29 protein-coding genes and 2 pseudogenes are annotated in these 26,042 nt (G+C 69.2%); 18 read left to right on the top strand and 13 right to left on the bottom strand.

What is annotated here, in order from left to right; all coding sequences use genetic code 11:
- Positions 1-82 precede the first annotated feature (82 nt).
- The gene (locus tag NKG98_RS02585) at positions 83-682 is read right to left on the bottom strand and encodes an HD domain-containing protein (protein WP_254768182.1); all 600 of its coding nucleotides are present in this window, start codon (positions 680-682) and stop codon (positions 83-85) included.
- A 2-nt stretch (positions 683-684) separates the two neighbouring features.
- The gene (locus tag NKG98_RS02580; protein ID WP_254768181.1) at positions 685-1,419 is read right to left on the bottom strand and encodes an EthD domain-containing protein; all 735 of its coding nucleotides are present in this window, start codon (positions 1,417-1,419) and stop codon (positions 685-687) included.
- 117 nt (positions 1,420-1,536) lie between these two features.
- Between NKG98_RS02580 and paaK the strand changes: the two genes are divergently transcribed.
- The 5 genes from paaK (at position 1,537) to NKG98_RS02555 (ending at position 6,091) form a co-directional block, all read left to right on the top strand.
- Positions 1,537-2,826 carry a phenylacetate--CoA ligase PaaK gene (gene paaK / locus NKG98_RS02575; RefSeq protein ID WP_254768180.1) on the top strand — a complete coding sequence of 430 codons (1,290 nt, stop codon included), beginning with the start codon at positions 1,537-1,539 and terminating at the stop codon, positions 2,824-2,826.
- A gap of 31 nt (positions 2,827-2,857) precedes the next feature.
- Entirely contained in the window at positions 2,858-4,126 is a 1,269-nt protein-coding gene (locus tag NKG98_RS02570; protein WP_254768179.1) for a M24 family metallopeptidase, read from the top strand.
- An 82-nt stretch (positions 4,127-4,208) separates the two neighbouring features.
- Positions 4,209-5,213, top strand: a complete 1,005-nt coding sequence (locus tag NKG98_RS02565) for an LLM class flavin-dependent oxidoreductase (RefSeq protein WP_254768178.1) — start codon at positions 4,209-4,211, stop codon at positions 5,211-5,213.
- Positions 5,214-5,282: 69 nt separating this feature from the next.
- Positions 5,283-5,840: a class I SAM-dependent methyltransferase gene (locus NKG98_RS02560; protein WP_254768177.1), complete on the top strand. Its 558-nt coding sequence runs from the start codon at positions 5,283-5,285 to the stop codon at positions 5,838-5,840.
- Between the two features lie 107 nt (positions 5,841-5,947).
- Positions 5,948-6,091 (top strand): rubrerythrin-like domain-containing protein, encoded by a 144-nt coding sequence (locus NKG98_RS02555; RefSeq protein WP_254768176.1) that lies wholly within the window; start codon positions 5,948-5,950, stop codon positions 6,089-6,091.
- Here NKG98_RS02555 and NKG98_RS02550 read toward each other — a convergent pair.
- Positions 6,092-6,328 (bottom strand): annotated as a pseudogene (locus NKG98_RS02550) (DUF7992 family protein); the annotation flags it as partial. It lies immediately after the preceding gene.
- A gap of 349 nt (positions 6,329-6,677) precedes the next feature.
- Here NKG98_RS02550 and NKG98_RS02545 point away from each other — a divergent pair.
- From NKG98_RS02545 to NKG98_RS02530, 4 genes and pseudogenes are all read left to right on the top strand, one after another.
- Positions 6,678-7,343: a hypothetical protein gene (locus NKG98_RS02545; RefSeq protein WP_254768175.1), complete on the top strand. Its 666-nt coding sequence runs from the start codon at positions 6,678-6,680 to the stop codon at positions 7,341-7,343.
- 17 nt (positions 7,344-7,360) lie between these two features.
- Positions 7,361-7,654, top strand: a pseudogene (locus tag NKG98_RS02540) (IS4 family transposase); the annotation flags it as partial.
- A 77-nt stretch (positions 7,655-7,731) separates the two neighbouring features.
- A complete protein-coding gene (locus NKG98_RS02535) occupies positions 7,732-8,190 on the top strand; it encodes a DUF7992 family protein (protein ID WP_254768174.1) in 459 nt (152 codons plus the stop codon).
- A 195-nt stretch (positions 8,191-8,385) separates the two neighbouring features.
- Positions 8,386-9,168: an HAD-IIA family hydrolase gene (locus tag NKG98_RS02530; RefSeq protein WP_254768173.1), complete on the top strand. Its 783-nt coding sequence runs from the start codon at positions 8,386-8,388 to the stop codon at positions 9,166-9,168.
- Between the two features lie 167 nt (positions 9,169-9,335).
- Here NKG98_RS02530 and NKG98_RS02525 read toward each other — a convergent pair whose 3' ends face one another.
- The 5 genes from NKG98_RS02525 to NKG98_RS02505 form a co-directional block, all read right to left on the bottom strand.
- Complete coding sequence (locus NKG98_RS02525; RefSeq protein WP_254768172.1) at positions 9,336-9,761, bottom strand: CBS domain-containing protein; 426 nt, start codon at positions 9,759-9,761, stop codon at positions 9,336-9,338.
- 104 nt (positions 9,762-9,865) lie between these two features.
- Positions 9,866-10,744 carry a universal stress protein gene (locus NKG98_RS02520; RefSeq protein WP_254768171.1) on the bottom strand — a complete coding sequence of 293 codons (879 nt, stop codon included), beginning with the start codon at positions 10,742-10,744 and terminating at the stop codon, positions 9,866-9,868.
- A 306-nt stretch (positions 10,745-11,050) separates the two neighbouring features.
- A complete protein-coding gene (locus NKG98_RS02515) occupies positions 11,051-11,227 on the bottom strand; it encodes a hypothetical protein (RefSeq protein WP_254768170.1) in 177 nt (58 codons plus the stop codon).
- Positions 11,228-11,758: 531 nt separating this feature from the next.
- Positions 11,759-12,097, bottom strand: coding sequence for a DsrE family protein (locus tag NKG98_RS02510; RefSeq protein WP_254768169.1), 339 nt, complete (start codon positions 12,095-12,097; stop codon positions 11,759-11,761).
- A 60-nt stretch (positions 12,098-12,157) separates the two neighbouring features.
- Positions 12,158-12,604, bottom strand: a complete 447-nt coding sequence (locus NKG98_RS02505; protein ID WP_254768168.1) for an acyl-CoA thioesterase — start codon at positions 12,602-12,604, stop codon at positions 12,158-12,160.
- Positions 12,605-12,773: 169 nt separating this feature from the next.
- Here NKG98_RS02505 and NKG98_RS02500 point away from each other — a divergent pair, with 169 nt between their 5' ends.
- From NKG98_RS02500 to NKG98_RS02490, 3 genes are all read left to right on the top strand, one after another.
- Positions 12,774-14,549, top strand: a complete 1,776-nt coding sequence (locus tag NKG98_RS02500) for a TraB/GumN family protein (protein WP_254768167.1) — start codon at positions 12,774-12,776, stop codon at positions 14,547-14,549.
- On the top strand, positions 14,546-15,163 hold the full coding sequence (locus tag NKG98_RS02495; RefSeq protein ID WP_254768166.1) for a zinc metalloprotease: 618 nt from the start codon (positions 14,546-14,548) through the stop codon (positions 15,161-15,163). The genes NKG98_RS02500 and NKG98_RS02495 overlap by 4 nt, the downstream gene beginning before the upstream one ends.
- Positions 15,164-15,229: 66 nt before the next feature.
- Entirely contained in the window at positions 15,230-17,032 is a 1,803-nt protein-coding gene (locus NKG98_RS02490) for a 2-oxo acid dehydrogenase subunit E2 (protein ID WP_254768165.1), read from the top strand.
- A 42-nt stretch (positions 17,033-17,074) separates the two neighbouring features.
- On the opposite strand, the gene NKG98_RS02485 is transcribed toward NKG98_RS02490, so the two are convergent.
- Genes NKG98_RS02485 through NKG98_RS02475 form a run of 3 tightly spaced genes read right to left on the bottom strand, consistent with a single transcriptional unit; the run spans position 17,075 to position 20,191 of the window.
- Positions 17,075-18,118, bottom strand: coding sequence for an NAD(+)/NADH kinase (locus tag NKG98_RS02485; protein ID WP_254768164.1), 1,044 nt, complete (start codon positions 18,116-18,118; stop codon positions 17,075-17,077).
- Between the two features lie 16 nt (positions 18,119-18,134).
- A complete protein-coding gene (locus NKG98_RS02480; protein WP_254768163.1) occupies positions 18,135-19,145 on the bottom strand; it encodes an alpha-ketoacid dehydrogenase subunit beta in 1,011 nt (336 codons plus the stop codon).
- Positions 19,142-20,191, bottom strand: coding sequence for a thiamine pyrophosphate-dependent dehydrogenase E1 component subunit alpha (locus NKG98_RS02475; protein ID WP_254768162.1), 1,050 nt, complete (start codon positions 20,189-20,191; stop codon positions 19,142-19,144). The genes NKG98_RS02480 and NKG98_RS02475 overlap by 4 nt, the downstream gene beginning before the upstream one ends.
- 151 nt (positions 20,192-20,342) lie before the next feature.
- On the opposite strand from NKG98_RS02475, the gene purM reads away from it, so the two are divergent.
- Both purM and NKG98_RS02465 read left to right on the top strand, forming a co-directional pair.
- On the top strand, positions 20,343-21,335 hold the full coding sequence (purM, locus tag NKG98_RS02470) for a phosphoribosylformylglycinamidine cyclo-ligase (protein ID WP_254768161.1): 993 nt from the start codon (positions 20,343-20,345) through the stop codon (positions 21,333-21,335).
- Positions 21,336-21,390: 55 nt separating this feature from the next.
- The gene (locus NKG98_RS02465; protein ID WP_254768160.1) at positions 21,391-21,780 is read left to right on the top strand and encodes a hypothetical protein; all 390 of its coding nucleotides are present in this window, start codon (positions 21,391-21,393) and stop codon (positions 21,778-21,780) included.
- A gap of 7 nt (positions 21,781-21,787) precedes the next feature.
- Here the strand turns inward: NKG98_RS02465 and NKG98_RS02460 are convergent, their stop codons facing one another.
- On the bottom strand, positions 21,788-22,288 hold the full coding sequence (locus NKG98_RS02460; RefSeq protein ID WP_254768159.1) for a macro domain-containing protein: 501 nt from the start codon (positions 22,286-22,288) through the stop codon (positions 21,788-21,790).
- A 111-nt stretch (positions 22,289-22,399) separates the two neighbouring features.
- On the opposite strand from NKG98_RS02460, the gene NKG98_RS02455 reads away from it, so the two are divergent.
- Positions 22,400-22,567, top strand: a complete 168-nt coding sequence (locus NKG98_RS02455) for a hypothetical protein (RefSeq protein WP_254768158.1) — start codon at positions 22,400-22,402, stop codon at positions 22,565-22,567.
- A gap of 114 nt (positions 22,568-22,681) precedes the next feature.
- On the opposite strand, the gene dpsA is transcribed toward NKG98_RS02455, so the two are convergent.
- Positions 22,682-23,227, bottom strand: coding sequence for a DNA starvation/stationary phase protection protein DpsA (gene dpsA, locus NKG98_RS02450; RefSeq protein ID WP_254768157.1), 546 nt, complete (start codon positions 23,225-23,227; stop codon positions 22,682-22,684).
- A 188-nt stretch (positions 23,228-23,415) separates the two neighbouring features.
- On the opposite strand from dpsA, the gene NKG98_RS02445 reads away from it, so the two are divergent.
- The 3 genes from NKG98_RS02445 to NKG98_RS02435 are packed head-to-tail and all read left to right on the top strand — an operon-like array spanning position 23,416 to position 26,008.
- A complete protein-coding gene (locus tag NKG98_RS02445) occupies positions 23,416-24,381 on the top strand; it encodes a carbohydrate kinase family protein (protein WP_254768156.1) in 966 nt (321 codons plus the stop codon).
- 60 nt (positions 24,382-24,441) lie between these two features.
- Positions 24,442-25,557 (top strand): YihY/virulence factor BrkB family protein, encoded by a 1,116-nt coding sequence (locus NKG98_RS02440; RefSeq protein ID WP_254768155.1) that lies wholly within the window; start codon positions 24,442-24,444, stop codon positions 25,555-25,557.
- Between the two features lie 40 nt (positions 25,558-25,597).
- Positions 25,598-26,008 (top strand): DUF7988 family protein, encoded by a 411-nt coding sequence (locus tag NKG98_RS02435; RefSeq protein WP_254768154.1) that lies wholly within the window; start codon positions 25,598-25,600, stop codon positions 26,006-26,008.
- Positions 26,009-26,042 lie beyond the last annotated feature (34 nt).

The following is a 26,042-nucleotide window of genomic DNA, read 5'->3' as shown; positions in this document are numbered from 1 at the left end:
CGGCGGGGCGGCGACGAGAATCCTCCGGTTCCGGCGGCGTTCGCGGGTAGCCGTCGGTCCCGGGGCGCCGGGCGCGACCCGATCACCCCGTCGTCTGCGAGTACTCCTCGACCCACTCCTGTAGCGTGATCCCCATCGTCGCCTGCGTGATGGCGTTCGAACTCGCCGAATTCGCGCTCTTGACGAGTTCGGCTTCGAGCGTCCGCTCGGGGACCTCACCGAGGAAGTGCGGGATGGCCCGCTGGACCGCGAGCGGGCAGCCGACCTCGTGGGCCAGCGCGTATCCCGAGATGGAGTGGGGGATCTCCTCGCCGCAGTACGTGGGATCGGGATCGACGAGGCCCGCGTCGACGTGGTCGACGTACTCGTAGCACTTGCCGACGTCGTGGAGCAGGCAGGCGGCGACGAGGACGTCGACGTCCGGGTCGGCGCCGTGGACCTCCCGCTGGACCTCGGCCGACCGCAGGGCGACCGTCGTCGTCCCGCGGACGTGTTCGACGTTGCTCACCTCGTGGATGTTCCAGGCGTACGGGACGTCCTCGACGTCCCGCCAGCCGCCGCGTTCGAGCCCCAGCGTCCAGGCCTCGACGACCCGCTCGCGGAGGTCGGAGTCCCCGATCTCGGCGAGTTCGGGGAACGCCTCGCGCACCTGCGTCTCGTAGTCGCGGTCGCCCGCCGGCATCGTCAGTAGCCCTCGACCCCCTCGGTCGCGTCCTTCCGGACGGTCTCCCGGCCGATGAACCGGGGGCGCTCGTCGATGGCGAGGAACTCGTCGACGTCCTCGCGGGCCTTCGCGGCGACCGCTTTGGTCGGGTCGTAGTCGCGACTGCCGGGCGACCCCAGCGCGTCGTGGAGGTCCTCCAGAGTCTCGAAGTAGAGTTCGGCGACGCCGTCGAACTCCGCGTTCTCGGGGTCGGTCGGGTAGACCGTGTGGTACCGCACCACCCCCTCGATGTCCCTCGCGAGCGGGGTGTGCTGGGTCTCCCAGTAGTCGCGGAACTCCTCGTGGGTCAGCCCCTCCTTGCGGACGAGGAACGCGGAGTGTTTGTAGAGCCCGTTCGTGTCGCCGCCGACCGCGTCCTTCTGTACGACCTCCTCGCCGATGAACCGGGGGCGCTCGTCGATGGCGAGGAACTCGTCGACGTCCTCGCGGGCTTTCGCGGCGACCGCTTTGGTCGGGTCGTAGTCGCGGCTGCCGGGACTGCCGAGCGCGTCGTGGAGGTCGTCGAGGCTCTCGAAGTAGAGTTCCGCGACGCCGTCGAACTCGCTGTGTTCGGGATCGGTCGGCACCACGGTGTGGTAGCGGACGACGCCCTCGATGTCGCGCGCGATGGGGGTGTGGTGGGTCTGCCAGTAGTCGACGAACTCCCCGTGGCTCGTTCCCTCCTTGCGGACGAGGCAGGCGACGTGCTTGTACATACGACCGGGTGCGACGTGGTACAGCAAAAAAGGTGAGGGACCGGCCGACCGCCGCCGCGAACCCGCGGCCGTGGCCCACCTCAACGTATTTCAGGGCGGCCGTTGGCCCCTCGTGGTATGCCGTACCACGACATCGAGGCGGCCCCGCGGGACGAACTCGCGGCGCGCCAGCGCGAGCGCCTCCGCGAGACCGTCCGCCGGGCGTACGAGCGCGTGCCGTTCTACCGCGACCGACTGGACGAGGCGGGCGTCGCCCCGGGCGATATCGAGTCGCTCGCCGACCTCGAACGCCTGCCCTTTACGACCAAGGAGGACTTCCGCGAGGCGTACCCGGACGGGCTGTTCGCCGTCGACTGGGCCGACGTCCGCCGGATCCACGCCTCCTCGGGGACGACGGGGAAGCCGAAGGTCGTCGCCTACACCGAAGGCGACCTCGACGTCTGGCGGCAGGTGATGGCGCGCTCGCTGGCCGCCGCGGGCGTCGAACCGGGCGGGACGGTCCAGAACGCCTACGGCTACGGCCTCTTTACGGGCGGACTCGGCTTCCACGACGGCGCGGAGGAACTCGGGACGACGGTCGTCCCCACCGGCGCGGGCGAGACGGCGAAACAGCTCCAGCTACTCGAGGACCTCGAAGCCGACGTGCTGGCGTGTACGCCGTCGTACTGCCTCTACCTCGCCGAGGCGGCCGCGGAGCGGGGGATCGACCCGCGTGACCTCCCGCTGTCGACGGTCACCATCGGCGCGGAGCCGTTCACCGACCCGATGCGCGAGGAGATCGAGTCGGCCCTCGACGTGACCGCGGTCGACGTCTACGGCCTCTCGGAGGTCATCGGCCCCGGCGTCTCCGTCGAGTGCGCGCAGGCCCAGGACGGCCTCCACGTCTGGGAGGACCACTTCTACCCCGAAGTGATCGACCCCCAGACGGGCGAGGTCCTGGCGGACGGCGAGGAGGGCGAACTCGTCCTGACGACGCTGACGAAGGAGGCCCTGCCGGTGCTTCGCTACCGGACGGGCGACGTGACGACGCTCACCGCCGAACCGTGCGAGTGCGGGCGGACGGCCGTGCGGATGGACAACGTCGCCGGCCGGACCGACGACCTGCTGGTCGTCCGGGGCATCAACGTCTACCCGAGCCAGATCGAGGCGGCGATCGTCGACCTCGAGGCGGTCGCGCCCCACTACCGGATCGACCTCCGGCGGGAGGGCCGCCTCGACCGGATCGAGATCACGGTCGAACGCCACGAGTCCTACGACGGCTCCCCCGCGGCCCTCGAGGAGCGGGTCGCGTCCCGCCTCGACGACGTCCTCGGCGTCACTCCCGACGCCCTCCGGGTAGTCGAGCCGGGTGAACTGGAGCGGACGACGGTCGGGAAGGTCACGCGGGTGTACGACCACCGGGAGTGAGTTTATGAGGGACGTTCGTGATGGTTGGGGCATGTACGAGCCCGGCTTCATGGAGGGCACCCGCGGGACGCAGGCCGTCGACTGGGAGGAGCGCATCGACGTGAAGCGGCTGCGCGAGGAGCGCGAGGCGCGGGCGCTCGAACGGCTCCGCGAGTCGGCGCTGGGATCGACGCTGCTCGTCTCGGACCCGAACGTCCGGTACGTGACGGGGCTGGCGATGACCGGCGGCAGCGGCGCCGACCACTACACCCTGCTGACCGAGGCCGGCGACGTCGTCCACTGGGACACCGCCGACCACGCGAGCAACCAGCGGTTCAACTGCCCGTGGCTCGACGACGTCCGGTACGCCTGTCCGGGGCTCGGGAACGTCCCGCGGGCGTCGGGCAGCGACTCCGCGCGGGAGTTCCTGACGGAGAAGATGGCGGAGACGGTCGTCGAGGCGCTGGAGGAGTACGGCGTCGCCGACGAGCCGGTGGGCCTCGACGTGGGGAACACGGGGCTGGTCCGGGCGTTCGAGAGGAGGGGCGTCGAAGTCGACACCGAGACGGCAAACCGGCTGCTGTGGGACGCCCGGAAGGTAAAGACCCGCGACGAGATCGAGTGTCTCCGGCAGGTCGCGGCCATCTGCGAGGCGGGCTTCCAGCGGATCAAAGACGAGGCGAAACCGGGGATGCGCGAGTCCGAACTCTGGGGGAAGGCCGTCGAGGAGTGCTGGCGACAGGGGGCGTTCGTCGGCGGCGGCTACCTCACCTCGGGGCCGAACACGTGGCCGAAACACCAGGCGAACGCGACCGACCGGATCGTCCGCCCCGGGGACCTCGTCTACGCCGACTTCTACAATATCGGCTACCTCGGCTACCGATCGTGTTACTACCGCACCTTCTCTCTGGGCGAGCCGACCGACGCGCAGAAAGAGGCGTACGAGACGGCCGTCGAGAACCTCTACGCCGTCCTCGAGGAGATCGAACCGGGCGCGACGACCGACGAGATCGCCGCCGCGTTCCCGGACATGGCGGGCGAACACGCCGACTTCTACGGCGCCGACGAGCACTGGCAGCTGACGACGAACCACTGGGCCCACGGTCTGGGGTTACAGCTGTACGAGACGCCGCTGATCTGGCGCGGCCTCTCGCCCGAGCACCCGATCGAGATCGAGGAGGGGATGACGATGGCCGTCGAGACCCAGGAGCCCGCCGACAGGCAGGGCGTCCGCGTCGAGGAGATGGTCGTCGTCCGGGAGCACGGCGTCGAGGTGCTGAGCCGGTGGCCGGTCGAGGAGATCACGACGATCGAGTACTGAGTCCCTCGAACCGGCGCGCCGCCGTCCGACTCGCCTCGCGGCGTACGAACGACTTTACACGTTCGCCGCAATATCTGCCTCCATGAAGCTCGGCACCGGCCTGTTCACGTGCCAGCGCCGCCCCGACGACGACCGCACCGGGGAGCAGTTGTACGCGGAGATGCTCGACCTGGCCCGCGCGATCGACGACGCCGGCCTCGACAGCGCGTGGGTCTCCGAGCACCACTTCGCCGACGACGACTACCTCTCCGGGACGATGCCGGCGCTGGGCGCGCTCGCCGCGGCGACCGACGGGATCGAGATCGGCCCCTGCATCGCGCTCGCGCCGCTGTACGACGGGGTCAGGCTGGCCGAGGACGCCGCGACGGTCGACCTCCTCTCGGGTGGCCGGCTGACGCTGGGGCTCGCCATCGGCTCGAACCCCCGCGAGTTCGAGGCGTTCGGCGTCCCGCGCGAGGAACGCGTCGAGCGCCTCGAAGAGCAGGTTCGACTGCTGCGGGCGGCGTGGTCGGCGGGGTCGCTCGACTACGACGCCGCGTTCCACGACGTCTCCCCCGAGGTCTCGGTGACGCCGAAACCCGACGGCGAGGTGCCGATCATGCTCGGCGGGAAGGCCAGGCCGGCGGTGCGTCGGGCCGCCCGGATCGCCGACGCCTGGTGTGCGCCGTCGTCGCTGTCGGTCGAGGGCGTGCGGAAACGGGTCGAGGACGTCCGGGCGGTCCGCGAGCGGGAGGGGATCGACGGCGAGTTCGACGTCTACGTCCTCCGGCACGGCTTCGTCGGCGACTCCCGCGAGGCCGCGTGGGAGGCGATGCGCGACGGTTACTTCTACATCCAGCGCCGGTACGCCGAGATCTTCTCGGGCGAACCGGTCTCCGAACTCCCGGCCGAGCGAAAGCGGGCGTTGAGAGAGCAGGCGATGGTCGGCACTCCCGACCACGTCGTCGAGGAACTCGAAGCCTACCGCGAGGCGGTCGGCGACGACGTCCACGTCATCTTCCGCACCTACCACCCCGGCATCGGAACCGACGCCATGCGCGAGTGCATCGACCGCCTCGGCAGCGAGGTCGTGCCGGCGCTGCGCTGACGGGGACCTGTCCCGGCCCCGGTCGACACGAATGCGCACATTCATCGGCCGCCGTCTCGAAACCGGGACATGGGCTTTCACACGTTCCCGATCGAACGGGCCGACGCCCTCGAGGACCCGTCGCGCTACCGCCTCTGTTCGCGCGAGGAACTGGTGGCGATGCTCGCGCCCGAACCCGACCACGTCGTCGCCGACCTCGGCTCGGGCACCGGCTTCTTCGCCGACGACGTCGCCCCGTTCGTCGGCACCCTCCGCGCGGTCGACGTCCAGTCCGCGATGCACGACCGGTACCGCGAGAAGGGCGTCCCGGAGAACGTCGACCTCGTGACGGCCGCGGTCGCCTCGCTGCCGTTCGACGACGACGGCCTCGACGGGGCGTACTCGACGATGACCCACCACGAGTACGCGAGCGACGAGGCGTTCGCTGAACTGGCGCGGGTCCTCCGGCCGGGCGGGCGACTCGTGACCGTCGACTGGTCGGCGGCCGGCGACGACGAGGCGGGTCCGCCGGTCGAGGAACGGTTCTCCGCGGCTGAGGCCGTCGCCGACCTCGAGGCCGCCGGCTTCGAGGTCGAGGAGGCCCGCGAGCGCCCGGCGACGTTCGCGGTCGTGGCGACGGCGCGATAGTGGACGAGCGTCCGAAAATATAGTCGATATAGATCCGATTAGACCGCTAGATCGGCCGTATATCGTTCGAACAAAACGGTTATGCCCTCTCCGTGCCACTCGATCGCATGGTCTACATGAGCCCCTACAGGCCGTCGAGATCGTACTACGAGTGTCTGGACTGTGGTCACCGTGCGTTCGAGGCGCACACGCCCGGCGCGTGTCCGCGGTGTCGCGGCGCCGTGAAGACCCTCTCGGTCGCCCAGGAGTGATCAATCGAAATCCGGCAGGTCCTCCGGCGGTTCGTACGCGGCCTCCCAGTCGACGTACTCCGCTTTCAGCAGGTCGCAGGCGATCTGACCGAGTTCGGTCAGTTCGGCGTTGATCGCCGAGACCGTCCCCCACGAGTCGAGGTCGGGGTGGGTCTCGCGCTCGCGCCAGTCCTCGGGGATGCCCGGCGCGTGGTAGCCGACGCGGTCGGCGAAGTCGTCCCAGACAATCCCGAAATCAAAGCCGCCCTTCTCGAGAAGCTACGGAACTAATCTACACCGTCCCGTTTGACCAGTGTATCGGCCGCTTGGGTGACGAACTCTTGCCACGTCAAACCCAACTCGTCTGTCACCCGTTCTCCACCCTCAAAATTCAGTATCGTCTAACGTCGCGTTCAGCGTTCGGATCATACATAGCTTTCAGACGTCGATTATTTTAACCCAATATAAATTTCAAAGAAATAGTGACTGTTTCAATTACATTTATGATAGTTCGATAATGATAGATGAATGCAGATGGCAAAGGAATCAAATAGAGCCACGATAGTACTACCCCATCAATTAGGTAACGTAACCGAAGAGGATACTAATGCATAGAAGAACCTTCCTTACAACAAAAGGGGTCGCCGCAGTCGGTAGTCTAAGCACCGTTGCGTTGGCTGGATGTGCTGATTCTGGCGATGAGCCACCATCAACCGACAGTTCCAGCGCTGACACCGACGACACAGATAACACAGACAACACCGACGGCACAGATGACACCGACGACACCGACGGCGATAGCGATGACGGGTCCGAGACAGCAGGTAACGAGTTTGGTGAACTGGTCGACAGTCAGCCGACAATCGAGGGTGTCGACGCCAACCCTGACGATCCGACTGGACAACTCGACGTTTCGTTTTACGCAGAGGTATACGACACCCTTGAAGACGGTGATCAGTTCTGGGAAGCCGAGGACGGCGAAGCCTTCCTTCTCGGTCAGTTCCGGATCGAGAACGTTGGTGAGGAAAGAATCGACTTTGCCCCCGGAAACATCACCGTTAACGCGGATGGTGAAGAAGGCGAGTGGACGGTCCTGGTCGATGGTAGTCGCCTAAACATCGCACTCGATCCCGGTGACTCCGTGAACGAATGGCAGGTTTACGAAGTATCCGATGGGGTCGAAGAGGTGGAAGTAACTATCGAAACGCTCAATCCAGTCACAGCAACGGTCGAATACGACGACAGCATCGAGATAACGTTCCCGGCGGCGTAACGGATACCTCCCGCTGTCGGCTCGTTCCGTTCGATCGAGCCTGCTTCAAGTACCGCCGCTTCGCGTTGATCGATGGGAACGACGGTCACTTCGTGAGTCGGCTGCAAGAGAGTTCGAACCCGGCCGTGACGGGAGAATTGCAGGAATGGCGCGGCCGCGCCATTTCCACGGAAGGCGAGCAGATCCACGACGGTGTGGCTGACCTGTACCACGAGTACATCGACGTGAAAGTCGAAGTCGAGTTCGACCGAAGACCGTACGCGGCCACGCAATCACGCGATACGATAGTGAGACTCGTTATAGGCGCGAGGAGGATAGCCTACACGCGAATCTGTGGGGGCAATCCGGCGTCACCTATTCTTATGAATGCAGGTCGCTTAGCCAACGTATGGCCCTGGACGTGGAGACTCCCGACCCGCCCGAGTTGCGGGACGTAGATCCTAACGAGTACGACGACGCCGAAATAGTCGGTGAGACGGATTACAAGCGGGACGAGATATCGACCCTGTTGAACGACGGCGCGTGGCAACAGGCGTGGGACATCTGGGCCGAAGACACCGATCTCGAGGAAACCGACTACGAGGTAGTGGCCGATCTGAATTTGATACGACAATTTGACTTTTTTTGGGATTCGTTTGCCGACAGGGTAGGCTACCACGCACCTGGGATCCCCGAAGATTGGCGAGAACGCGAGTACCACTCGGATCTGGATTCGTGGGGAAGCGTATCGTCGATCAATGCCGAACTGACCGAACTAGGGCAAATCGTCTGTGAGGTACTGAAAGACGACTACATCGATTGGGAATCCGACTACGAACCACCGGACGATCTGCCCGATTTCGATTAGAACAACGGCCGGGCCGCCCGAGAAGAAATCGTAGTCCGCGAAGAGCGCGAGGTCGCCGGCGACGGCGTACCCCTCCTCGTCGAGGTCGGCTCGACCTCGAGTGTCATGCTCGCGCGTAGGCGGCGGCCCCGAATAAGAATTCCCACGCGGCCGTCCGGCAGAACGCTCAACAGCACGCCGCCCCTTCGTCCCGACATGGCTCCCTTCGAGGCGGCGATCCTCGACGTCGACGGCACCATCGTCCGCGGCGACGCGTTGCTCCCCGGCGCGGTCGACGGGCTACGAGCGCTCGACGCGGCCGGCGTCCCCCGGCTGCTGTTCTCGAACAACCCGACCCGCGGGGCGGCCCACTACGGCGACCGCCTCGGGGACCACGGCATCGAGGTCGACCCCCGAAACGTGCTCACCTCGGCGACGGTGACGGCCGAGTACCTCGCCGCGAACCACGCCGACGACGCGATCTACCTCCTCGGCGAGTCCCGGCTCCGGGCGATCCTCGAAACCCGGGACCTCGTCGTGACGGCGGAGCCGACGGCGGCGGACGTCGTCCTCGGCTCGATCGACCGCGGGCTGAGCTACGACCGCCTCGGCGAGGCCCAGACCGCCCTCGAACGGGGCGTACCGTTCTACGGCACGGACCCCGACTCGACGATCCCGACCGAGAACGGCTCGATGCCCGGCTCCGGCGCGATCCTCGGGGCGCTGGAGGCCATCGCGGGCCGCCCGCCGGACGCCGTCCTCGGAAAGCCCTCCGACGTCGCCGCGGCGGCGGCGATCGACCGTCTCGGCGTCCCGCCCGAGCGGACGCTCGTGGTGGGCGACCGCCTCGACACCGACGTCGAACTCGGCCGCCGGGCGGACATGACGACCGCGCTCGTCACGACCGGGCTGACCAGCCGCGCGGACGTCGCGGACGCCGCCGCGGGGCCCGACTACGTCCTCGACTCGCTTGCCGAAATCGCGGACCTGCTCGACTAGGTGTTGCTACGCAGGCTCGGCGGCGACCTGCTGTCCGTCTCGACCGGGCAAGAGCGTGGAATCTCATCGCAGTGGTGGTGCCCGGCGGGGAGGTGGTGGAGCGGCCGCCCGCGAACACCTCCCGAGGTGCTCGGTGTAGCGTCGGGTCGGCTACCGATCGCGCTACGTCAGGGGCTGTACTCCGGCGACTGGACTTCGATCGTCTCCGCGGCGTTGTCGAGTTGCTCGCCGATCACCGCGACGAGGTCGTCGAGGGTGACGATCCCGGTCAGCTTCCCGTTTTCGTCGACGACGGGGAACCGGCGAACGTTGTGTTCCTCGATCGCTCGCGAAATCTCGATCGCCTCCTCGTCTTCCCGGATCGTCGCCGGATCGGCCGTCATCACGTCCTCCACGGGGACGTCCGAGACGTCGTCGTGCCGGTGGATCGCCAGAGCGGCGTCACGGTCGGTGACGATCCCGACGGGAGCGTCGTCGTCGGTGATCACGACCGCCCCCACGCCTTCGGAGTCGAGCAGTTCCGTGATCTCCCCCAGCGAACGTCCTTTGCTCGCCGTTACGACCTCCTCCGGACCGAGTTCGCCAACGGACATAATTCAGGTACACCGCTCCACGCGGGGGGTATTCAAGGCAGGGCTTTCGACTGTCGGCGGTCGGCGTACGAGTTCGGCGGACTGTCCCGATCCCGGACGCGATGTTACGTATCCGGAGACGACCCGGGAGTCGTCAGGACTGGCGTCGGCGCGGTGCGGACGATCTTTTCGGTGACGCTCCCGAGTAGATAGCGGTCGACGCCGGTGCGTCCGTGCGTTCCCATCACCACGAGATCGACGTCGTGGTCGTCGAGGTAAGCGCGGATCCCGCGATGGATCGCGGACTCGAACTCGATCGACTCGACGACCGACTCGACGGACCGTTCCTCGGCGTACGCCGCCGCCTCGCTGATCGCCTGCTTCGCGTGCCCTTCGATCGTCTCGACCTGGTGTTCGGCGTAGACGTCGGCGCCGAGGCTCGTCACGTCGACGACCGACAGGAGGTGAAGCGTCGCGTCCGCCGCCGTTACGAGTGTCACCGCGTGTTCGAGGGCCGCGGTCGCACAGTCGCTCCCGTCGGTCGGGACGAGCACGTTCCGTGGCGGATACCGAGCGGCGGTGTCCTCCGGGCGGAGCGTGAGAACCGGCGTCGTCGCCCGGCGGACGACGCGTTCGGTCGTACTCCCGAGAACCAGCCGCTGCAGTCCGGTTCGCCCGCGCGTCGGCATGGCGATCAGGTCGATGCCGAACTCCGCGGCGTACGTCGTGATGGTTTCGGGAACCGCCCCCTGGAGAACCTCGGTCGCGGTCGGGACGTGGCGCTCCGCCGCGCGATCCGCGAACTCGTCGACGATCTCTTCGCCCTCGCGTTCGAGTACGTCGATGACCTCGCCTTCGATCCGCGTGACGCTGTCGTGGGTCGTGTCGGCGACGTTCAGGAGGTGAAGCGTCGCTCCGTGTGCCGCGGCGAGATCGAGGACGTACTCGAACACCGTCTCGGCTCCCTCGCTTCCATCCGTCGGAAACAGAACGTGATCGTACATGTAGTGGTCATCGGCGTGGACCCGGAAAAACGCTCCTCCCTCCCGCCGGCGACGGGTCCCGAAACCGGGCCTCCAGCCTCGATGTCGCGTTCTTCCGAGGACCGACGACCGGTGCGTGGACTCCCTCGTGGCATCCGCGGCCACAGTTCGACGAGACGTGGCCGTCGGGAAGGGCATCGTCGCGACCGACGACGGCCCGGCGACCGGCGTCGAGGCCGTCCCGAGGTGAGCGATGCCGACTGACGGCACCGACTCCGCAGGCGGTACCGACGGTTCGCTCTTCGCCGGTAGTGGCGCTCCGTCGTGCTAGAGCGACCGGCTGCGAGCCGTCAGTGCCGTTTCGAGGGCCTCCGTCGGGTCCCCATCTTCGAGGAGGGAGACCACGTCGTCTTTTACCTCCTCGGGAATCATCTCTCGTTCGAGGAATTCGGCCGTGATCCGTTCAGCATCCTGTACAACCGGATCTTCGTCCTTCTCCGCCATAATTTCTCACGATTCATGAGTTATGATAGGGGCGTAATAACTCTAACTCAATGTTTCAATCGAACAGACAGTTCGGGGAGCCCCCGGCCCATCGCTCGGGAGACGCGGGCGTCGGGCAGTAAGGTGGTTCCGACGGCGAGCGCCGTACGAGAGTCGAGCCAGAACACTCTCGGGAAAGCGCCCGCGAGTTCGAAGTCGTCGAAGGGAGCCGGCGCCCACGCGGGGCTGGGTATGGCCGGCTCGCTTTCGTCGAACGCCTCGAAGCCGAGTCGGTCGGCACGGCACCTCTACCGGGGACGCGACGAGAGGGGCTGTATCCGGGTCAGAGGCATCCGACGTGTCTCTCGGAGAGGGGCCGTCGTCGCGGCCGACGTTGCTGCACCGGTCGAGGTGGCGCTCCGATCGCCCACCTCGACCGTGCGATCGCGTTCGCCGCTGCCTGCCTCGCGGTGCTCGCCGGCGCCGCGGGGGTGATCTGGGAGCGGATCGCGGTCCGCTCCGACGAGGAGACGATCCGGTTCGGGGAGTCGGTCAGGGCCTGACGTACGCGTAGCCCTCGCTTTGCAGGCGCGTGAGTTCTCCAGCCCCCGACGAGACGGGCTCGACCCCCTCGACGAGGTCGGCTTCGTCGAGGTCCATCAGGTCGAGCGTGTTCCCGCAGGCCTTGAACGAGACGCCGGCCTCCAGCAACGACCGGACGTGGTCGCTCCCCTCGCCGTCGGCCGTGAGCGGTTCGATGCCGTGGGACTGCGCGACGACGGCGACCTCGCCCACCTCGACGGAGTCGTCCTGCGTGAGATTCTCGGCGATCGTGAGCGCCGTCTCGCGCTTTTCCGCGTCGTCCTCGATCAGGTGGAATACGGTTTGCACGCGTCGAACTCGCGCGAGCGAGCGCGAAAACGGTGGTGCATGCACTGTTCGTGCGCCCACTCACCGCAGGTTCGACTCGCCCGACAGCGCCTCCTCCCGGAGTCGCTCGCCCTCCGCGGTGCTGACGGTCAGGTCGGGCACCGTCGTCGGTTTGCGCTCCTCGTCGATGGCGACGAAGACGAAGTACGACTCGGTGGTCTGCTCGCGCTCGTGGGTCAGGAGGTCCTCGCGGTAGGCCCGGATGCGGACCTTGGCGCTGGTCTCGCCGGCGTCGTAGACGTAGGCGGTGATGAACGCGGTGTCGCCGACGGGGACGGGCCGCTCGAAGTTCATCTGGTCGACCCGGGCGGTGACGCAGGTCTCGCCCGCAAAGCGCATCGCGGACATCGCGCCGATCTCGTCCATCCACTTCATCACGTTCCCCCCGTGGGCGACCTCGAGGATGTTCGCGTGGTTCGGCTGGACCATCTCGCGGTTCTCGATGTAGGTCTCCATCAGGTCGGTCATCGGCGACCGTTTCGCCAGCGGCCCAATCAGTCTTGCCCGTTCGCCGGCGCGTGCGACGGCGCGTCACGCATCCCGCGACCCCGTATCTCGCGTCCCGCGGTCCGCGTCCGTGTCACGGCCTCCCGGAGCGTTCGATACTGGTAAAAGTCGCGGCCGAGTTGAACCGGTAATGAGCGACGCAGGTGACGCGAGCGTTCCGGAACCACCAGACCCGCCGGAACGCGACCGCGGTACCGTCCACGTCCTCGGGACGGCCCACGTCTCGCAGGCGAGCGTCGACGAGGTCCACGAGACGGTCGAACGCGAGGAGCCGGACGTGGTCGCCGTCGAACTCGACGAGGGACGGTACCGGCAGATGCGCGGCGGTACCCCGGACGACATCGAGGCCCGCGACCTCCTGAGCGGCAACACGGTCTTTCAGTTCCTCGCGTACTGGATGCTCTCGTACGTCCAGTCGCGTCTCGGGGAGCGCTTCGACATCGAACCCGGCGCGGACATGCGCGCGGCCATCGAGGCGGCCGAGCGCGGCGAGCGCGGCGTCGCGCTCGTCGATCGGGACATCCAGGTGACGATGCAGCGGTTCTGGACGCGGCTCTCGCTCGCCGAGAAGGTGAAGATGATAGGCGGCCTCGCGCTCGGCATCACCGACCCCCGGACGATCGCTGTCGCCTTCGGCGGCGGCCTCGGGCTGTTCGTCGGCCTGATCTTCGCCGCGTTCGTCGCGCCGCTGGTCGGCCTCGGCGGGACGCTCGCGCTCGGCGTCTCCGACCCCGGGACGCTGACGGCGGTCGGCGCGGTCGGCGCCGGCGTCGTCGGCGGCCTCCTGCTCGGCCTGCTCTTTCTCCCCTCGCTCGAAGCCCCCGAGAAGTACACCGGCGGCGCCGTCGACGGCTTCGCGCTCCGGCTCGCGGCCGGCGTCGCGGTCGGCGTCGTCGCGTCTCTCGCGGTCGTCTACACGGGAGCGTACGTCGGCCCGCTCTCGGCCGCGGCGTTCGAGACGGCCGGCGCGCTCACGATCCGGGGGACCGTCGGCGGTCTCGCGGGGCTGGGCGCCGGCGTCGCCGTCGGCGCCGTCGTCGGCGTAGTACTCGACGCGGTGGCCGAGGACACCGAGGAACTGGACGAGATCGACATCGAGGAGATGACCGACGGCGACGTCGTCACGGCGATGATGGAGGAGTTTCGCCGGTTCAGCCCGCGTGGGGCCAACGCGTTGATCGACGAGCGCGACGCCTACATCGCCCACAAACTGCACGCGCTCCGCGAGCAGGGGTACGACGTCGTCGCGGTCGTCGGCGCCGGCCACGAGGCCGGCATCGAGACCTACCTCGAAAACCCCGGGTCGCTGCCCCCGCTGGAGTCGATCACCGGCACCGTTTCCGGTCGGCGGTTCTCGCCGGTGAAGGTCGTCAGCTACCTGTTCATGGTCGGCTTCGTCGGCTTCTTCTTCCTGCTGCTCATGGCCGGCGTCCAGAACACCTTCCTGCTCCGGCTGTTTCTCGCCTGGGTCCTGTTCAACGGCGTCTTCGCGTTCGCGCTGGCGCGGCTGGCCGGCGCCCGCTGGACCAGCGCGGGCGTCGGCGGCGCCGTCGCGTGGCTGACGAGCATCAACCCGCTGTTGGCTCCCGGCTGGTTCGCCGGCTACGTCGAACTCCGACACCGGCCGGTCAACGTCGGCGACATCGCCACCCTCAACGAGATCGTCGGCGACACCGAGCGCCCGCTCGACGAGGCGATGCGTGCGATGTTCGACGTGCCGCTGTTTCGGCTGATCATGATCGTCGCGCTGACGAACCTCGGCAGCATGGTCGCGAGCCTGCTGTTCGCGGTCGTCGTCTTCCCGTGGCTCGCGGGCGGGGAGTTCGGCAGCGTCGACGCGCTGCTCTCGGAACTGCTCCGGGGCGCGCGAAACAGCCTCGAACTGCTCGTGGGGGCCCTGCGATGAGCTACCCGACGCGTTCGTCGATCGAGTTCAGCGACCGCGAACTGGTCGACCTCGCGGCCGCGTGGGTGGCGCTGAGCGTCGCGTTCGCGCTGCTGTTGCGGCCGATCCACCGCGGCGGGATCTCGCCCGCCGACTTCGTCGCGACCGTCGGGCTGAGTTTCGTGACCGTCGGCGTCGCCTTCCTGTTGCACGAACTCGCTCACAAGGTCGTCGCGGTCCGCTTCGGACAGACCGCCGAGTTCCGCGCCGACTACGGGATGTTGTTCCTGGCGATCGTCAGCGCGCTCGTCGGCTTCCTCTTCGCCGCGCCCGGCGCCGTCTACCACCGCGGCCGGATCACCGTCCGCGAGAACGGCCTGATCGCGCTCGCCGGTCCCGTGACGAACATCGGCCTCGCCGCCGCGTTCCTGCCGCTCGTGGTCGTCCCCGGACTCGGCGCCGTCGGCCACCTCGGGGTGTTGATCAACCTCTTTCTCGCGGCGTTCAACATGCTCCCGTACGGGCCACTCGACGGCAAGTCCGTCTGGCGGTGGGACACGTCGATGTTCATCGGCGTCTTCGTCCCGAGCGTGGTCGCACTCGTCGCGGCGTTTCTCGTCCTCGGATTCCCCTGACTGCCCGTTATATTTCGGGTGATGCCCCTCGCTGTATTTATGCTGACGCGGCCGGTAGCCATACGTATGGGGTACGTAGTCAAGGTCCCGAAACTCGGTCTGGAGATGGACAGCGGGACCGTCACGGCCTGGTTCGCCGACGAGGGCGACGAGGTCGATGGGGGGGAGGTAATCGCGGAGATCGAATCGGAGAAGACCTCCGCGGAAGTCGAGGCGCGAGAGGGCGGCGTGTTGCGCCGCCGTTACATGGAAGCGGGCGATTCCGGGCCGCCGGGCGCGCCGATGGGGATCGTCGCCGGCCCCGACGAGGACCTCTCGGAACTGGAGGCGACGGTCGACGAGGGGGCGGTAGCGGACGACGACGCGGGCGCGGACGACGCGGCGGCCGAACCCGCCGCGGGAGGTGAGGAGGGGACCGAGCCGACCGCGGCCGGCGACGTGAAGGCGTCGCCGCGGGCCAGAAAGCGCGCGGACGAACTGGACGTCGACCTCGCGACGGTGACGGGATCGGGGCCGGGCGGGGCGATCACCGAAGCGGACGTCGAAGCCGCGGGGGACGACGGAGCCGAGGCGGTGAAGGCGTCGCCGCGGGCCAGAAAGCGCGCGGAGGAACTGGGCGTCGACCTCGCGGCGGTGTCGGGGACCGGCCCGCAGGGATCGGTCACCGCGGAGGACGTCGAGGCGGCGGCCGAGTCGACGACGACGCCGGCGACGGGGGACGGCGTCGAGGAGCGCCCGCTCGACGGGATGCGCCGGACGATCGCTTCCCGACTGGGGAAAAGCTACCGCGAGGCGGTCCACGTCACCGAACACCGGGAGGCCGACGCCGAGGCGCTTCGCGCCGCGGCGAAGGCCGCGGCCGCCGTCCACGAGGAGTCGGTCACGGTGACCGACGTCCTGCTGACGGCCGTCTCGGCGACGCTCGACGACCACCGCGCGTTCAACGCGACGTTCGAGGACGACGTCCACCGACTCCACGAGGAGCACAACCTCTGTGTCGCCGTCGACGTCGACGACGGCCTCATCGCGCCGGTGATCCGCGGCGCCGACCGCCTCGGGGTCGCCGACCTCGCGCGCAAGCGGGCGGCGGTGACCGAGCGAGCGCTCTCGGGTGAGTACACGATGGACGACCTCAGCGGCGGGACGTTCACCGTCTCGAACCTCGGCCTGCTCGGGGTGGAGGCGTTCGACCCGGTCATCAACCCGCCGCAGGTGGCCATCCTCGGCGTCGACGCGCTGGCCGAGCGCCCCGTCGCGAGCGACGGCGAGGTGGTCGTCCGGCGGACGCTCCCGCTCGACCTCTCGTTCGACCACCGGATCGTCGACGGCGCCGACGCCGCGCGCTTCCTCGAGACGCTCGTCGGCCACATCGAGGAGCCGTGGCCGTTGCTCGAAGGCGTGAGTCCGGCGGACGTCCCGTCGGACGTGGACTGGCGCGGCGCCGCGGGCGCGATCGAACTCCCCGAGCGCGACGTGACCGCGAGCGTCGCGCCCGACCTCTCGGGGACCGTCGCGGCGGGCAGCGAGGAGTGGCCGTTCGACGTGACCGCCGACCTCGGCGGCGGTCGCGCGCCCACGCCGGTCGACTACTTCCTCGGCGCGCTGTCGGCCTGTCTCGCCGACAGCATCGGCATTCAGGCGGACATGCGCGACGTCGCGTTCGACGGGATCGACGTGCGGGTCGTCGGTTCGCCCCGGGACGGAAACGAGTCCGTCGAGGGGATCGAGATCGACGTGGAAATCGACGCCGACCCCGACGTCGACGACGCGACCCTCGAACGGATCGTCGCCGGCGGGGAACGGAGCTGTCACGTCGCCGAGTTGCTCCGGGAGGACCTCGACGTCGACCTCGCGTGGCATCGGCGGTAGAACGTCAGCGGGGTGGGCGGGAGTCGGCGTACCGGCGGGCGGTCACGCCCGCTCGGTCGCGAAGACGTCGGCGTCGGCCGCCTCGAAGGCGGCCTCGACGTCGACGAGTCGCGGCCCGTCGTCGCGAACCTCGAACGCGACCGTCGCGTCGGAGACCTCCCGCTCGCGTTCGCCGTCCGCGGTGACGACGCCCCGATCGACGGCAAACGAGAGCGACTCGCCCGCCTCGAGTCGCCGGCAGTCGGCGACGCCCAGTTCCGAGACGACGCCCGGGACGGTGATCGCCCGGACGCGGCGGTCGGCCGCGTCGGCCGATTCGAACCGCAGGCCGACGCCGCCCGAGTCGTCGGGCCGGGTCGGGAGCAGGCCGCCGGCGACGCCGGAGAGGCCGATCTCGGCCGGCGAGGCCCGCGAGACCGCGCCGCCGACGAACTCGCTCGCGTCGAGGATCGCCCGCGTTCCGACGAACTGTCTGTCGAGAAGTCCCATCGTCGCGAGTCCGCGGACCGTCCCGGCCCCGGCCGCGCCGTCGATCGTCGCCCGGACGGTCCCGTGTCGGCGGGTCGTCGCCGCGGGGTCGGCCGCGCCCGTCGCGACGAGGGCGGCCGCGCCGCCGGCGACCGTCCCGTCGACCGGCGTCGGCACGACGTTGTTCGTCCCGGTCGAGACGGCGACGACCGGGACGTCGCCGATGGCCGTCGACACGTCCCGGGTCGTCCCGTCGCCGCCGAGGACGACGACCGCGTCGGCGACCTCCGCGAAGCGACGCGCCGCCCGGCGGGTGTCCTCGAACGTGCCGGTGATCGGCATCTCGAGGGTGCGAACCGAGCCGTCGCCGCCGTCCGCGTCCGCGTCCTCGGCGATCCGCTGGCCGAGTTCGGCGCGGTCGGGCATCACGAGCGCGTCGACCGGATCGCGGCCGAGCGCCAGCCCCGAGAGGACGCACTCGCCGATCCGGCGCTTCGCGTAGTTGTCGCTGACGCTGGCGCCGCCGGTGAGCCGGCGGATGTCGCGACCGGCGGCCGGGTTGACGATCAGTCCGACCGCGGGGCGGTCCGACCGGGGCCGCCGGCCGGGGTCGGTCATGGCTCGTCAGCGGCCATCAGACCAGCCGTTCGATCGCGGCTCTCACGTCTTCCCCGCCCGGGAGCACCTCCTGCTCGAGCGGCGGGCTGAACGGAACGTGCGTGTCCGGCACGCCGACGCGCTCCGGCGGCGCGTCGAGGCTGAAGAAGCCGTTCTCGAGGACGCGCGTCAGCACCTCGGCGTGGGTGCCGTAGGAGAGCGGGCTCTCGTCGGCGACCACGAGGCGGCCGGTCTTCTCGACGCTCTCGACGAGCGTGTCCGTGTCCAGCGGGTACAGCGACCGGAGGTCGATCACCTCGACGCTCACGTCGCCGTCGAGGTCGTCGGCGACGTCGAGCGACTCGCCGACCAGCCGCTGGGTCGCGACGACGGTGACGTCCTCGCCCTCGCGCTCGACGCTCGCCTCCCCGAGCGGGAGCGTGAAGTCGGGGTCGGTCGGGACCTCGCCGGACCGCTCGTAGATCATCTTGTTCTCGAAGAAGAACACCGGATCGTTCGAGCGGATCGCGGACTTGAGGAGCCCCTTCGCCGCCGCGGGCGTCCCCGGCGTCACCGCGAGCAGCCCCGGGAAATGGGCGATCCACGTGTGGACGGTCCCGGAGTGCTGGCTCGCCGCGCCCATGCCGCCGCCCTCCGTGGTGCGGACGGTGACCGGCATCTCGGTCTTCCCGCCGAACATGTACCGCATCTTCGCCATCTGGTTCATCACCTGTTCCATCGACACGCCGAGGAAGTCGGCGAACATGATCTCGACGATGGGGCGGGAGCCGGTCGCCGCCGCGCCGACGCCGGCGCCCATAAAGCCCGCCTCGCTGATCGGGGTGTCCCGAACGCGTTCCTCGCCGAACTCCTCGTAGAGGTCGCCGCTGACGTCGAAGACGCCGCCGAAGACGCCGACGTCCTCGCCCATCAGGAACACGTCCTCGTCGCGGTCGAGTTCCTCGCGCATGGCCTCCCGGATCGCCTCCCGGACGGTCATCGTTTCCGTGTTCGCTACCTCGCCCCCGGTGTCGGATTCGGTGCTCATTGGCGTTCACCTCCGTCCACGCCGCCGTCGGTACGTGCGCTCCCGCCGGCGAACTCCTGTAGTTCGGGGACCGCGACCGCGTACATGTCCTCGTACGCCTCGCTCGGATCGGGGTCGGTCGCCTCGTCGACGAACTCGATCGCGGCCTCGATCTCCGCTCTCGCCTCCTCGTGGATCTCCTCGATCTCGTCTTCGGTCAGCACGCCGGCGTCGAGGAGCCGTTGCTCGAACGTCTCGATCGGACCGCGGTCGCGCCAGCGATCGACCTCCTCGTCGTCGCGGTACGGCTCCTGGTCGCCCTCGAAGTGGCCGCGGAAGCGGTAGGTGTTCGCCTCGATGAGCGTCGGCCCGTCGCCGTCGGCCGCCCGCTCGCGGGCCTCCCCGACCGCCTCGTAGACGGCGGTGATGTCCATCCCGTCGACGGTAAAGCCCGGAATGTCGTACGCCTCGGCCGTCTCGCTCAGGTCTTCGAGGTTGTGCTGTTTCTCCACGGGCGTCCCCTCGCCGAACTGGTTGTTCTCGACGAGGAACACCGCGGGGAGGCTCCACGTCGCCGCGAGGTTGATCGCCTCGTGGACCTGTCCCTGCGCGACCGCGCCGTCGCCGAAGAACGCCAGCACGACCCGGTCCCCGTCGCCCATCGACGCCGTGAGCGCCGCCCCCGTCGCCAGCGGCGGGCCGGCCCCGACGATGCCGTTCGCGCCGAGCATCCCCGCGTCGACGTCGGCGATGTGCATCGAGCCACCCTTGCCGTTGCAGTAGCCCTCGCGCTTGCCGTACAGTTCGGCCATCATCCGCTTCGGGTCGAGCCCTTTCGCGATGCAGTGACCGTGTCCTCGGTGGGTGCTCGTGATGTAGTCGTCCGGCTCCAGTGCCGCACACGCCCCGACGCCGACCGCCTCCTCGCCGATGTAGAGGTGAACGAACCCCGGGATCTCTCCGTCTGCGAACCGCTGGCCGGCCGCACCGTCGAATTCACGGATCAGCAACATCCGCTCCAGTGCCTCGCGTTGTCCGGCTTCGGTTTCGATATCTATCGTCGCCATCCCACGTACAGGGTCTCCTTCAATCTCATTAACTACCATTATAATTCTCGTTCCGTGGTAACTACCGCAAACTACCACCGCGTCGTCCCCCGATCGGCGGGTCGAAGCCGGGACCGGTGACCTTTTGCCGACACCCCGAACTCTATCCGACATGACCGAGCCAGCCGACGACGGCGAGGGGGACGGACTCACCTACGCCGGGACGGGCGTGGACATCGAGGCCAGCGAGGACGCCACCGCGGCGCTACTCGACGCGTTCGGCAGCGACCTCACCACGGAGTACGCCGGCCTGCTCGACATCGGCGACCGCTACCTCGCGCTGGCGACCGACGGCGTCGGGACGAAACTGCTCGTCGCGGAGGCCGTCGGGGACTTCTCGACGGTCGGCATCGACTGCATCGCGATGAACGTCAACGACCTCGTCGCCGCCGGCGTCGAACCCGTCGCGTTCGTCGACTACCTCGCCGTCGACGAACCCGACGAGGACCTGACCAACGAGATCGGCGAGGGGCTGGCCGCCGGCCTCGAACGGGCCGACCTCACCCTGCTGGGCGGCGAGACGGCCGTCATGCCCGAGGTCGTCTCCGGCTTCGACCTCGCGGGCACCTGCGCCGGCCTCGCGGCGAAAGGCGACATCCTCGACGGCGAGGCCGACGTCGGCGACGTCCTCGTCGGCGTCCCCTCGAACGGGATCCACTCGAACGGGCTGACGCTCGCCCGCGAGGCCGTCACCCGCGAGCACGAGTACGACGACCCGTTCCCGTACGACGACGAGCGGACGATCGGCGAGGAACTGCTCCGGCCGACGCGGATCTACGCGGACCTGCTCGACCCGATGCGCGACCACGGCGCCCGCGCGGCGGCCCACGTCACCGGCGGCGGCTGGACGAACCTCCTGCGGATGGGCGAGCGACGGTACGTGATCGACGACCCGCTGCCGGCCCAGCCGATCTTCGAGTTCGTAGCCGAGGAGGGTGGCGTGAGCGACGAGGAGATGCACCGGACGTTCAACATGGGCACTGGCTTCGTCGTCGCCGTTCCCGAGGAGCGAGCCGAGGCGCTCGCTGCCGAGACCGACGGACGGATCGTCGGCCGCGTCGAGGCGGGGAACGCGGTCGAGATCCGCGGGCTGTCGCTGTCCTGAGCGGGTCACGCGCCCGCCGAAACGACTATCCCGCCCGCGTCTGACGTTCGACGCGATGAGCGCGGCCGAGTGGCTCTTCCCGAACTGGAGCGATCCGGCGACCATCGCGGCGCTCGTCGGCGCGCGGTTCCTCCTCAACGCGACGCTGGCCGCGATGGTCGCCCGCTCGGCCGGGCACCGGTCGTCCCCCGCGGCCGCGGCGGCCGGCCTGACCCTGTTCTCTACGTCCGTGACCGTCCTCGTCCTCCGCCCCGGCGGACCGGGGCTCCACGCGAGCTACGTCGAGTTGCTCGCGCAGGTCGCGCTGCTCGCGCTCGCGGGGTACGCCGTCCGCGCGAACCCCTCGCCGGCGCGGGCGCTCGCGACGGCCGTCGCGGTCGTCGGGGCCGCGTCGCTTCTCCTGCTCTCGATCCCGGTCTACGGCGAGGCGACCGTCGCGCCCTGACTAGATCCTAGATCGACGCGGCGACCGCGCGGATCGTCTCGTACTCCTCGTCCGAGTAGGCGATAAAGCGGACGTCCGCGAGCGTCCCGGCTTCGTAGGCGTCGATCTCCTCGCAGATGATCGCCGCGCCGTCGTCGAGGTCGAAGCCGGCGACGCCACAGCCGAGCGCGGGGAACACGAGCGACTCGCAGCCGAGTTCGTCGGCGCGTTCGAGCGCGTTGCGGGTGGCGTCGCGGATGCTGTCGGCGGTCGCCTGCCCGTCCCCGTAGTGGGGCATCGCGGCCGCGTGGATCACGTACTCGGCGTCGAGGTCGTAGGGGCCGGTGACCGCGACCTCCCCGAGGTCGACCGGCCCCTTCGACCGTGCCTCCTCGTCGATCTCCTCGCCCGCCGCCCGCCGGAGCGCGCCGGCGACGCCCGACCCCATTCGGAGGCTCGTCCCGGCGGCGTTGACGAGCGCGTCCGCCTCCTGTGCGGCGATGTCTCCCTGAACGACGTCGAACTCCATGCGCGCGGGTACGCCGCGACGGCCCAAAAAATCGGCCGTCGGCGGCGGTCGTTCCCGCGAGTCCGGTCCGATCACAACGCTTTTAGTTTTAGGCTCACCTAACTCCTGTTGATGGACGTCCCCGCAAAGAGGGAAGACGCGACGGAACCGGACGGCTTCGAGCCGACGGACGCGGTCGTCACGTGCCACGAGACCAGCCCCGGAAAGCTCGTCTTCACGGAGCGACACAACACCGACGGCTGGATCGCCACTGACCTGACCGTCGACCTCGAGCCCTGAGTCGCCGCCTTCTCGCGATCCGTTCCTCCGAGGTAGCCGTCGCTCTCGCTCTCGATCGGGTGCAGAAAAGTTAGGTTCCGTTCGCCGACCGTGTTCGCGCGACCCGTCGACCGATCAGTGGGTCGCCTCCTCGAGTACGAGGGTGTCGTCCTCGAGGTAGTGTTCGAAGTGGTGGGCGTCCTCCTCGACCTCCACGAGAATCTCCCGCAGGATCTGCGAGGTGGCGTGGTCGCCGAGGTTGTTCGCGAGTTCGACGCTGTCGCGCATCGACTCGACGATGTCGCCGTACATCTCGAGGTCGTGCTCGAACATCGTCCGGACGTCGTAGACGTCCTCGCCCTCGAACTCGACGGTGGCGCGGCGTTCGAGGTTGGTCGGCCCCGAGACGGGGACGCCGCCGAGCGCCTGCGCGCGCTCGGCGATGACGTCGGCGCCCTCCTCGACGTTCTCGTACGCTTCCTCGAGGAACTCGTGCAGCGGCAGGAACTCGGCGCCCTCGACCACCCAGTGGTGCTTTTTCAGCTGGTGGTAGAGGACGTACGCGTTCGCGAGTTCCGTGTTCAGCGCGTCGACGATCTGTTCGGCCTTCTCCTGGTCGAGCCGAAGCGCGGTCTCCTCGACGGTGTCGGCCTGTTGACGGACGGTCTTCTGGGTGCTCATCTCGTTCGATGATACAGCAGCATTCCACTTAAAGGTTTGCCCTACGAGGAATTTCTTTTCCCGAATCGGAAAACTAAGTTTTTAGTTCGGCCTAAAACGTTTGTGGAACCCCGCATACTGGGGGTACACGCTCGCGCCGTCGCCCGGAACGAAGCACTGACGGCCCCTGCCGTCGGACGTGTGGGAAAATGACCCACGAGGTGCTGGTCGCCGGCGAGACGCTGATCGACTTCCTCCCGGAGCGTCCGGGCCCGCTCTCGGCCGTCGACGGCTTCGAGCGACGGCCGGGCGGCGCGCCCGCGAACGTCGCCGTCGCGCTCGCGCGACTGGGGGAGGTCCCCCTGTTCTGGACGCGCGTCGGCGACGACCCGTTCGGGCGCTACCTCGCGGACGTCCTCGCCGACCGCGGCCTCCCGGATCGGTTCGTCGAGCGCGACCCCGACGCGCAGACGACCCTCGCGTTCGTCACCCACGACGAGGCGGGCGACCGGACGTTCTCGTTCTACCGCGACGACACCGCCGACACCCGACTCGAACCGGGGACCGTCGGCGACGACGTCCTCGCCGACCTCGCGTGGGTCCACGCCGGCGCCGTCGCGCTCTCCGGCGGCAGTTCGCGCGCGGCGACCCTCGACCTGCTCGAACGGGCCGCGGCCGCCGGCTGTACGGTCTCGTTCGACCCGAACGCCCGGCCCGAACTCTGGCCCGACGAGGCGACGTTCGCGCGCGTCGTCCGCGAGGCCCTCGCACACGTCGACGTCTGCAAGGGGACCGTCGAGGAGTTCGGGACGCTCGGCTTCGAGGGGTCGTCGCCGGTCGAGGTCGCCCGCGCGGTCGTCGCCGACGGCCCCCACACCGCCCTCGTCACGCGGGGGAGCGAGGGCGCCGTCGCGGTCGCCGGCGAGGACGCCCCGTGGCCGTCGGGGGTCGTCGACCACCCCGGCTACGCGGTCGACGCCGTCGACACGACGGGCGCGGGCGACGCTTTCGTCGCCGGCGCGATCGCCGCCCTGCGCGACGGCGAGGACCTCGCGGAGGCGCTCGCGTTCGCGAGCGCGGTCGCGGCGACGGCGACCACGGCCGCCGGGGCGATGGCGGCCCTCCCCGACCGCGAGGCGGTCCGGTCGTTCCGCGCGCGGGCCGACGGCGACTGACCGGCGGCGGCGCGTGGCTGCAAGCCGTTCGGCTATCGGTCGCGCGCCCGTTCGCGCGGTATGGAACCCGATCCCGACCTCCGCACCCCCGTGCCGTTCGCGAAGGCGGTCGTCGCGGGCGTTCGAGAGCGGAACGTCCCGTTCATGGCCGCGAGCATCGCCTACCAGGCGTTCGTCTCGCTGATCCCGCTGCTCGTGCTGGTCTTTTTCCTCGTCTCGGTCGTCGGCGACGAGCAACTCGCCGCGACCGTCGCCGAGACCACCGAGGGGTTCCTCCCCGAGAGCGGCACCGAACTGCTCGAAGACGCGATCGCCGGCTCGGTCGCCACCGCGGGCACCTCCGTCATCGGCCTCGTCGTGTTGCTCTGGGGGTCGCTGAAGATCTTCCGCGGCCTCGACACCGCGTTCTCCGAGGTGTACGACTCGACGGCCGAGCGGTCGTTCGTCGGCCAACTCCGCGACGCCCTCGTCGTGTTCGGCGCGCTCGGACTCGCCTTGCTGGCGGCGGCCGTCGCCAGCGGCGCCTTCGCGTTCTTCCCCGACAGCGTCCTCCTCGCCGTGGTGAACCCGCTGTTGCTCGTCGTCGGGCTCACGGTCGCGTTCTTCCCGATGTACTACGTCTTCCCGAACGTCGACGTCTCCGTCCGCGAGGTGCTCCCCGGCGTCGTCGTCGCGGCCGTCGGCTGGGCGGCGCTGCAGGCGCTGTTCCAGGTGTACGTCGCGTTCGCGAGCGGCTCCGAGTCCGCGGGGGCGATCGGGGGCGTCCTGCTGGTGCTGACGTGGCTCTACTTCGGCGCCCTCGTGTTGCTCGTCGGCGCCGTGGTGAACGCGACGGGAACCGGCCGACTCGTCGTCGAGGCGGACGCCGAGGAGACGCCGGAGATCGGCCCCGACTCGGCCGAGGTGGAACGCGAGCGCCTCGCCGAGCGGGTCACGGACCTCGAACGCGAGCGGGACCTCCTCGCACACGACCTGCACGCGGCGCGGGAGCTACGGGACCGCCTCGAACGGCGCTCGCGGCGGCTGGAGGCCGAACGCGACCGACTGGAGCGGGAGACCGAGCGCCTGCGTGCGGAGCGCGAACTCCGGCGCGAACCCGGCTGGCAGCGACTCGCGCGACGGCTCGCCGGGCGCGTCTCGGTCCTCTCGATCGGCGTCTCGCGGTCGGACGAGTGAGATCGGGAGACACTTGTCGCTCGCCGTCGCACTCGCTTGCGTGACCCACCCCGCCCGGTCGGCCCGGCGTCGGATCCAGCGCGAGCACCGGGGGACCGTCCGCGCCGTCGACGCCTGTGCGGACGCCGTCGCCGACGCCTGGGACGGCCCGCTGGCGACCGACCGGGCGGCCGTCGTCGACCCGCTCCGCCGGCGGCTCGCGGCCCGAGGCGTGCTGGAGACGCTCCCGCGGGTCCTCGCGGACGCCGTCGACGCGGCGGGCTTCGAGCTCCCGGCGACGCCGGTGCCGTCGCCGCCGTACGTCGCCGTCACCAGCCGCGGGCCGATCCTCCGGGCGACGGTCGACCCCGGACGGCTCGTGATCCGCCTCGACGCCTTCGAGGTCGTCCGCGACCCCGACCCGGGCTACCGCCGGCTCGACGGCGTGGCGCTCTCGGTCGCGCTCGCGTGAGCCGGCCGGGCCGTCACAACCCTCACGAACGTCC

The organism is Salinilacihabitans rarus (assembly GCF_024296665.1).
Lineage (GTDB): Archaea > Halobacteriota > Halobacteria > Halobacteriales > Natrialbaceae > Salinilacihabitans > Salinilacihabitans rarus.
The sequence above is the reverse complement of the archived record's forward strand: the minus strand, read 5'-3'. Positions and strand labels throughout refer to the sequence as shown.

What these genes read in the sequence shown, in the direction of transcription:
- NKG98_RS02585 (WP_254768182.1), bottom strand. Translation starts at nt 682, where the DNA reads ATGCCGGCGGGCGACCGCGACTACGAGACGCAGGTGCGCGAGGCGTTC.
- NKG98_RS02580 (WP_254768181.1), bottom strand. Translation starts at nt 1,419, where the DNA reads ATGTACAAGCACGTCGCCTGCCTCGTCCGCAAGGAGGGAACGAGCCAC.
- paaK (WP_254768180.1), top strand. Translation starts at nt 1,537, where the DNA reads ATGCCGTACCACGACATCGAGGCGGCCCCGCGGGACGAACTCGCGGCG.
- NKG98_RS02570 (WP_254768179.1), top strand. Translation starts at nt 2,858, where the DNA reads ATGTACGAGCCCGGCTTCATGGAGGGCACCCGCGGGACGCAGGCCGTC.
- NKG98_RS02565 (WP_254768178.1), top strand. Translation starts at nt 4,209, where the DNA reads ATGAAGCTCGGCACCGGCCTGTTCACGTGCCAGCGCCGCCCCGACGAC.
- NKG98_RS02560 (WP_254768177.1), top strand. Translation starts at nt 5,283, where the DNA reads ATGGGCTTTCACACGTTCCCGATCGAACGGGCCGACGCCCTCGAGGAC.
- NKG98_RS02555 (WP_254768176.1), top strand. Translation starts at nt 5,948, where the DNA reads ATGGTCTACATGAGCCCCTACAGGCCGTCGAGATCGTACTACGAGTGT.
- NKG98_RS02545 (WP_254768175.1), top strand. Translation starts at nt 6,678, where the DNA reads ATGCATAGAAGAACCTTCCTTACAACAAAAGGGGTCGCCGCAGTCGGT.
- NKG98_RS02535 (WP_254768174.1), top strand. Translation starts at nt 7,732, where the DNA reads ATGGCCCTGGACGTGGAGACTCCCGACCCGCCCGAGTTGCGGGACGTA.
- NKG98_RS02530 (WP_254768173.1), top strand. Translation starts at nt 8,386, where the DNA reads ATGGCTCCCTTCGAGGCGGCGATCCTCGACGTCGACGGCACCATCGTC.
- NKG98_RS02525 (WP_254768172.1), bottom strand. Translation starts at nt 9,761, where the DNA reads ATGTCCGTTGGCGAACTCGGTCCGGAGGAGGTCGTAACGGCGAGCAAA.
- NKG98_RS02520 (WP_254768171.1), bottom strand. Translation starts at nt 10,744, where the DNA reads ATGTACGATCACGTTCTGTTTCCGACGGATGGAAGCGAGGGAGCCGAG.
- NKG98_RS02515 (WP_254768170.1), bottom strand. Translation starts at nt 11,227, where the DNA reads ATGGCGGAGAAGGACGAAGATCCGGTTGTACAGGATGCTGAACGGATC.
- NKG98_RS02505 (WP_254768168.1), bottom strand. Translation starts at nt 12,604, where the DNA reads ATGACCGACCTGATGGAGACCTACATCGAGAACCGCGAGATGGTCCAG.
- NKG98_RS02500 (WP_254768167.1), top strand. Translation starts at nt 12,774, where the DNA reads ATGAGCGACGCAGGTGACGCGAGCGTTCCGGAACCACCAGACCCGCCG.
- NKG98_RS02495 (WP_254768166.1), top strand. Translation starts at nt 14,546, where the DNA reads ATGAGCTACCCGACGCGTTCGTCGATCGAGTTCAGCGACCGCGAACTG.
- NKG98_RS02490 (WP_254768165.1), top strand. Translation starts at nt 15,230, where the DNA reads ATGGGGTACGTAGTCAAGGTCCCGAAACTCGGTCTGGAGATGGACAGC.
- NKG98_RS02485 (WP_254768164.1), bottom strand. Translation starts at nt 18,118, where the DNA reads ATGACCGACCCCGGCCGGCGGCCCCGGTCGGACCGCCCCGCGGTCGGA.
- NKG98_RS02480 (WP_254768163.1), bottom strand. Translation starts at nt 19,145, where the DNA reads ATGAGCACCGAATCCGACACCGGGGGCGAGGTAGCGAACACGGAAACG.
- NKG98_RS02475 (WP_254768162.1), bottom strand. Translation starts at nt 20,191, where the DNA reads ATGGCGACGATAGATATCGAAACCGAAGCCGGACAACGCGAGGCACTG.
- purM (WP_254768161.1), top strand. Translation starts at nt 20,343, where the DNA reads ATGACCGAGCCAGCCGACGACGGCGAGGGGGACGGACTCACCTACGCC.
- NKG98_RS02465 (WP_254768160.1), top strand. Translation starts at nt 21,391, where the DNA reads ATGAGCGCGGCCGAGTGGCTCTTCCCGAACTGGAGCGATCCGGCGACC.
- NKG98_RS02460 (WP_254768159.1), bottom strand. Translation starts at nt 22,288, where the DNA reads ATGGAGTTCGACGTCGTTCAGGGAGACATCGCCGCACAGGAGGCGGAC.
- NKG98_RS02455 (WP_254768158.1), top strand. Translation starts at nt 22,400, where the DNA reads ATGGACGTCCCCGCAAAGAGGGAAGACGCGACGGAACCGGACGGCTTC.
- dpsA (WP_254768157.1), bottom strand. Translation starts at nt 23,227, where the DNA reads ATGAGCACCCAGAAGACCGTCCGTCAACAGGCCGACACCGTCGAGGAG.
- NKG98_RS02445 (WP_254768156.1), top strand. Translation starts at nt 23,416, where the DNA reads ATGACCCACGAGGTGCTGGTCGCCGGCGAGACGCTGATCGACTTCCTC.
- NKG98_RS02440 (WP_254768155.1), top strand. Translation starts at nt 24,442, where the DNA reads ATGGAACCCGATCCCGACCTCCGCACCCCCGTGCCGTTCGCGAAGGCG.